7 protein-coding genes are annotated in these 6,474 nt (G+C 40.3%); 1 reads left to right on the top strand and 6 read right to left on the bottom strand.

Annotated features, from left to right (window positions below):
* Positions 1-30 precede the first annotated feature (30 nt).
* The 6 genes from CYP84_RS00405 to CYP84_RS00380 all read right to left on the bottom strand — a co-directional run bounded on the left by CYP84_RS00405 (position 31) and on the right by CYP84_RS00380 (position 3,364).
* A complete protein-coding gene (locus tag CYP84_RS00405; RefSeq protein ID WP_103636308.1) occupies positions 31-1,035 on the bottom strand; it encodes a beta-ketoacyl-ACP synthase III in 1,005 nt (334 codons plus the stop codon).
* A gap of 3 nt (positions 1,036-1,038) precedes the next feature.
* A complete protein-coding gene (gene plsX / locus CYP84_RS00400; protein WP_012001307.1) occupies positions 1,039-2,028 on the bottom strand; it encodes a phosphate acyltransferase PlsX in 990 nt (329 codons plus the stop codon).
* Between the two features lie 3 nt (positions 2,029-2,031).
* On the bottom strand, positions 2,032-2,178 hold the full coding sequence (rpmF, locus tag CYP84_RS00395) for a 50S ribosomal protein L32 (protein ID WP_002942540.1): 147 nt from the start codon (positions 2,176-2,178) through the stop codon (positions 2,032-2,034).
* A gap of 11 nt (positions 2,179-2,189) precedes the next feature.
* Positions 2,190-2,549, bottom strand: a complete 360-nt coding sequence (locus CYP84_RS00390) for a hypothetical protein (RefSeq protein ID WP_002942543.1) — start codon at positions 2,547-2,549, stop codon at positions 2,190-2,192.
* 14 nt (positions 2,550-2,563) lie between these two features.
* Positions 2,564-2,977, bottom strand: coding sequence for a nucleoside-diphosphate kinase (gene ndk / locus CYP84_RS00385; protein WP_103636307.1), 414 nt, complete (start codon positions 2,975-2,977; stop codon positions 2,564-2,566).
* 102 nt (positions 2,978-3,079) lie between these two features.
* Positions 3,080-3,364 carry an NADH-quinone oxidoreductase subunit I gene (locus tag CYP84_RS00380; RefSeq protein WP_002942606.1) on the bottom strand — a complete coding sequence of 95 codons (285 nt, stop codon included), beginning with the start codon at positions 3,362-3,364 and terminating at the stop codon, positions 3,080-3,082.
* Positions 3,365-3,537: 173 nt separating this feature from the next.
* Between CYP84_RS00380 and uvrA the strand changes: the two genes are divergently transcribed.
* A complete protein-coding gene (gene uvrA / locus CYP84_RS00375) occupies positions 3,538-6,366 on the top strand; it encodes an excinuclease ABC subunit UvrA (protein WP_103636306.1) in 2,829 nt (942 codons plus the stop codon).
* The last annotated feature ends 108 nt before the right edge of the window (positions 6,367-6,474 follow it).

Raw genomic sequence — 6,474 nt, 5'->3', positions numbered from 1 at the left:
ATTTAGAGTTTTGGGTATAGAAGCGGTTAATTACAGATCGTTAAAATTTCTACCGCCAAATTTTAGTATCGCCGAACCCCAAGTAAAGCCACCGCCAAATGCATCAAGAAGCAAAACTGAACCATTTTTAATGCGTCCATCTTCGTAAGCATCATTTATCGCCATTGGGATCGAAGCAGAGCTTGTGTTGCCATATTTTGCAACCGTCAAAACGCACTGCTCGTCAGTGAAATTTAGCCTATTTTTTACGGCGTCTATTATCCTGATATTTGCTTGATGAGGTATGAAAAAGTCGATATCTTCGCTTTGCATTTTGTTTGCGTGTAAAATTTCTATCACGCTTTTGCTAAGCGTTTGAACCGCTATCTTAAAGACCTCGTTTCCGCTCATGTGGATGAAATTTAGTCTATTTTTTAGCGTCTCATCGCTAGCTGGAAATGCACTACCACATCCTGGAGTTATCAAAAGCTCAGCCTGTCTGCCATCGCTTGCAGTGTGGATGTCGATGATCTCGTTTTCTTCGCTAGCACTTATCACAGCAGCACCAGCTCCGTCGCCAAAAAGTATGCATGTGCTTCTATCTGTGTAGTCAATTATCGAGCTTAGTTTTTCAGCTCCTATGATCAAGACATTTTTTTTAGCACCACTTACGATAAGAGAATTTGCAAGCTCTAAAAGGTAGATAAATCCTGTGCAAGCTGCGCTTATATCAAAAGCTGTAATGCCAAAATTTAAGCCTAAATTTGAAGCTATCTTGCAGGCAGTTGAGGGCATGCAAAGATGATCTGGAGATATCGTAGCGCAGATTACCGCATCGATTTGTGACTTTTCAAGCCCTGAGCGCTTTATAGCTAGCTCGGCAGCTTTTGTACCAAGATCGCTTGTTATCTCAGTCGTTGCGATATGTCTTTGCTCTATACCGGTTCGCTTCACTATCCACTCATCGCTCGTGTCGACCATTTTTTCAAAATCAAAATTTGTTAAAATTTTTTCTGGGACATATGACGCAATGGAGATCAATGAAGCTTTTGGCATATTTTACCTTGCAAAGTGTGAAAGTTCTTCTTCTATAACTTTATTTATATTCGAGTTAGCAAATTTAATTGCTTGAAAGATTGCATTTTTTATAGCTTTTGAGTTGCTTTTGCCGTGACTTATGATGACGCAGCCATTTACGCCAAGAAGCGGAGCACCGCCATACTCATCGTAGCTGACCTGTTTTTTTAGAGTTTTAAAAACTTTTCTCATAAGCACTGATCCAGCCATAGCAAGAGGTGATTTTTTAACTTGCTTTTTGATGATCTTGCCTATGGCATCAGCAACGCCTTCGCTCGTTTTTAGTAGGATATTTCCCATAAAACCGTCGCAAACCATGACATCAATGCTGCCATCAAAAATTTGATTGCCCTCTGCATTGCCAACAAAGCTATCAAGCCTAGAAACTAGCTTAAAAGCTTCTTTACTGACCTCGTTGCCTTTACTCTCTTCTTCGCCGTTTGATAAAAGACCTACTTTTGGCTCTTTTCTGCCTAGAATTTCTTTTGCATAGGCTTCGCCCATTATGGCAAATTGAAATAAGTGTTCGCTTCTGCAATCAACATTTGCGCCAACGTCCAAAACCAAAGTAGCTGTCTCTTTTGAATTAGGCATAAGCGTAGCGATTGCTGGACGAGATACATTTTTTAATCTACCAACTCTTAACGTAGCTAAACTCATAGTAGCACCGCTGTGACCAGCAGAAACGACAGCATCGACTTCTTTTTCTTTTAAAAGCTCAACAGCTTTGTAGATCGTGCTATCTTTTCTTTTTAGTGCGTCTGTGGCTCCGTCTGACATCGAGATGACTTCAGTAGCTTCTATAAATTCTATATTTTTTAAATAGGGTTGTGGGATGAGTGGTTTTATGGCATTGCTATCGCCAACTAATACAGCTTTAAATTCTGCCTCTTTCAGTGCTTCGATAACGCCAGATATTATAGGCTCTGCACCAAAATCACCACCCATAGCATCAATAGCAATGCGAATCATATTTTAGTATTCACCTGTTGTTTTGTTTATGCGGTGAGGCATTTTCCAAGAACCATCTTTGTCTTTTACAGGCACTGGAAGTGTAACTTTGTAATGTGTTCTACGTTTTGCTGCACGAGAATGACTCACTCTTCGCTTTGGTACTGCCATTTTACTCTCCTTTATAAATTTTTACATTTTTCACAATAAAAATAATCGCTCTTAAAAGCTTCTAGCTCACTTTCAAAAACTTCTTTTAAATCAATATTGCCATCAAAAAATTCAACCGTATCGCTAAGCTCGTTTTCTCTGTCTTTATAGACACCATCACTTAAATTTAGCTCTACGTCTTGATCGATAGGTAACATAAATTCATCACCACATCGGTCACAAATATATTTTATCTCGCCCTTTATAGTGCCTTGGCATTTTACTAAAAAAGGGTCTTTTCTTTTTAAAATTCCACTAAAAACTAGATCATTGTTTCTTACTAGCTCAAAGTTTATCTCTTTGTTTGCTATTTTAGAAAACGGAATAATCAAATTTTAGTCCAAAATTAGCAAATTTCTCTTGAAGCAAAGAAGAAATTTATCTCATTTACAGCGTTTTCTAGGCTGTCACTTCCGTGAACTGCGTTTGCATCAATGCTATCAGCAAAATCAGCTCTAATTGTGCCAGGAGCTGCTTCTTTTGGGTTAGTTGCACCCATTAGCTCGCGGTTTTTAGCAACTGCATTTTCGCCCTCTAAAACCATAACTACAACTGGTCCGCTTACCATAAATTCAACTAGATCGTTGAAGAAAGGTCTGTCTTTATGAACTGCATAAAATGCTTTTGCATCGCATTTGCTAAGTTTTATTTTCTTAACAGCTGCGATTCTTAAGCCATTGCTTTCAAATCTATCTATAATCTTTCCAACAACATTTTTCTTAACAGCGTCAGGCTTAATAATAGAAAGTGTTCTTTGCATAAATTTTCCTTAAAATTTAGGTTATTTAAATGAAGTTGGCAATTATATCAAATAAAGCTTAAAAATAAAATAGGCTCAAATTTGAGCCTAAATTTTGTAAATTTATTGGATAACTGGAGTGCTGCCAGTGCGAGCGTCAGCACCGATTTGATCACGTGAAGGTTGTCCTGCTACTACGGCGTCCCAAACGATGCAACCATCAGTTGGACAGGCAGATGCACAGGCTGGCTCGTCGTTGTAGCCTACGCACTCAACGCATTTGTTTGAATAAACATAGTATGTATCTGCTCCAGTTGGGTTGTCGCTATCATCAACAATAGCTGAAACTGGGCACTCATCGATGCATGAACCACAGCTTATGCATATATCGGTTATTTTTACAGACATTTTTTCTCCTTAAATAAAATTTTGGCGTAGAATATCAAAAAAAACTGAAAATGATATAAATATACTCTTAAATTTTCATAGCACGCTTAATTTCTCTAAACTACTTTATAAAGTTTTTATCACTTTTAGACTAAATTTACAGATTAAAATTTTAAAAAGGTCGTATAAATTTAATGAATGATACTATAAAAATTACCGGTGCAAGAGAGCACAATCTTAAAAATTTAAACCTTGAAATTCCTAAAAATAAATTAGTAGTTTTTACCGGTCTTAGCGGCAGCGGTAAGAGCACGCTAGCCTTTGACACGCTCTACGCCGAGGGGCAGCGCAGGTATATGGAGAGTCTTAGCAGCTACGCTAGGCAGTTTTTGGACCGCGTGGGCAAGCCTGATGTAGATAAGATCGAGGGTCTAACGCCTGCTATCGCGATCGATCAAAAGACTACCTCTAAAAATCCTCGTTCAACGGTTGGCACGATCACTGAAATTTATGATTATCTAAGGCTCTTATATGCAAGGGTTGGCGTGCAGCACTGTCATAAATGCGGCAAACCTATCTCAAAAATGAGTGCGAGCGACATTATAAATGAAATTTCAAAGCTCCCACTTGGCGCAAAAGTGATCATCTATGCGCCGCTAGTTCGTGAGAAAAAGGGCACATGGGCAGACTTGATCGAAAATTTACGCCAAAAAGGCTTTGTTAGAGCACAGATAGATGGCGTAGTGGTGAGGCTTGATGAGGAGATTGAGCTTGCAAAAACGAAAAAACATACGATAAAGGTCATCGTTGATAGGATCGCCATCGATGAGCAAAATCACGAGCGTCTTGCAAGCGACGTGGAAAAGGCGCTAAATGAGAGCTTTGGTGAGGTCGAGATAGAGATCGCAAATGCCGACGAGCTTGGCTTAAAAGAGAGTTTTATACATTACAGCGAGCACATGGCTTGTTTTGACTGCAAAATTTCATTTACGCCGCTTGAGCCGCTAAGCTTTAGCTTTAACTCGCCAAAGGGCGCTTGCGAGCACTGCGACGGACTTGGCATAAGATATAGCCTAGATATGAGCAAGATCATCGACGAGGAAAAGTCGATAGAAAATGGCGCTATCAAGCTACTTTATGGCTACAACATGAGCTACTACTATAAATTTTTACTTGCTTTTTGTGAGCAAAATGAGATCGACATTAAAAAGCCTTATTATGAGCTTAGTGAAGATGAAAAGAGGCTCGTTTTATACGGTAACGTCAAGGAGGTTTCGTTCTTTTGGAAGCGGAACAAACTGCTTAGAAAATTTGATGGTGTGGTTAAAATTTCACACGGGCTTTTAAAGGATTACAAAGACTTTGACGAGTATATGAGTGAGAAAATTTGTGACGCTTGTAATGGTCACAGACTAAAGCCTCAAAGCTTAGCGGTCAAGGTCGCTGGCCTTGGGCTTGGTGAAATTTTGGATATGAGCATAGAAAACTGCACCGCTTTTTTCTCAAACGAGAAAAATTTTGCCTATCTTAGCGACTACGACAAGGCGATCGCAAAGCCTATCTTAAAAGAGATCAACGAAAGGCTTTTCTTTTTATACGACGTGGGACTTGGCTACTTGTCGCTTGGGCGTGATGCTAGGACGATCAGCGGTGGCGAGGCGCAGCGTATAAGGATCGCGAGTCAGATAGGAAGTGGGCTAAGTGGCGTCATGTACGTGCTTGATGAGCCAAGTATCGGCCTTCATGAGCGTGATACGATAAAGCTCATAAAGACGCTTAGAAATTTGCAAGCCAAAGGCAACTCTGTAATCGTCGTCGAGCATGATAAAAAGACGATAGAGGAGGCTGATTATATCGTAGATATCGGTCCTGGAGCTGGTAAATTTGGCGGTAGCGTGGTCTTTGCAGGCACGGCAAAAGAGCTTTTAAGCTCAGACACTCAGACTGCACAATACATAAATGGTAAGAAAAAGATCGACTATCAAAAAAATAGAAAAGCTGAAAAGTGGCTTGAAATTTCAAATGTAAATATCAACAATATCTCAAATTTAACCGCTAAATTTCCACTTAGAAATTTAGTTGGCATCACTGGCGTTTCAGGATCTGGCAAGAGCTCACTAGTGCTTCAGACCTTGCTTCCAGAGGCGCAGGAGCAGCTAAATAGAGCTAAAAAAGTGAAAAAGATAGCTGGGGTAAATTTAAGCGGACTTGAGAATTTAGACAAGGTCATATATCTCGATCAAAGCCCGATAGGCCGCACCCCACGCTCAAATCCAGCGACATACACTGGCGTGATGGATGAGATAAGAAATTTGTTTGCGCAGACCAAAGAGGCTAAGCTTAGGGGCTATAAAATAGGGCGCTTTAGCTTCAACGTCAAAGGAGGGCGCTGCGAGAAGTGCCAAGGTGAGGGCGAGATCACGATCGAGATGCACTTTTTGCCTGATATAAACGTGGTTTGTGACGTTTGTAACGGCGCTAGATATAACGCTCAGACCTTGGAAATTTTATACAAAGGCAAAAATATCGCCGAAGTGCTAAACATGAGCATAGATGAGGCGGTTGAGTTTTTTAAGGCTGTGCCAAAGATCGCTTCAAAGCTCACCACACTGCAAGATGTGGGGCTTGGTTACATAACGCTTGGACAAAACGCAGTCACACTTAGTGGCGGCGAGGCCCAGCGTGTGAAGCTAGCAAAAGAGCTTAGCAGAAGCGACACTGGAAATACGCTATATATCCTTGATGAGCCAACGACGGGACTTCATTTTGCAGATGTTGATAGGCTAGTAAAGGTGCTAAATCACCTAGTTGATCTTGGAAATTCTGTTTTTGTGATCGAGCATAATATGGATGTCATCAAAAACTGCGACTATATCGTAGATATGGGGCCAGAAGGTGGCGCAAAAGGCGGTAAAGTGATAGCGTGCGGCAGCGTCAAAGAGGTGGCTAAAAACTACAAAAAAACTGGCAGCTACACAGGGGAATTCCTAGCGCAAGAGCTTGAAGAGATGAAGAAAAAATAAGACCAGCTTTTATGCTAATATTATGAAAAAATTAAGGGATAAATTTTGAAAATATTGCTTTATAACGTGACAACTGCGCTAAAAATTGGCGGTGTTGAGACATTTTAC

It is taken from the genome of Campylobacter concisus, assembly GCF_002912425.1.
Lineage (GTDB): Bacteria > Campylobacterota > Campylobacteria > Campylobacterales > Campylobacteraceae > Campylobacter_A > Campylobacter_A concisus_AH.
This window is presented reverse-complemented; position numbering and strand designations above follow the sequence as displayed.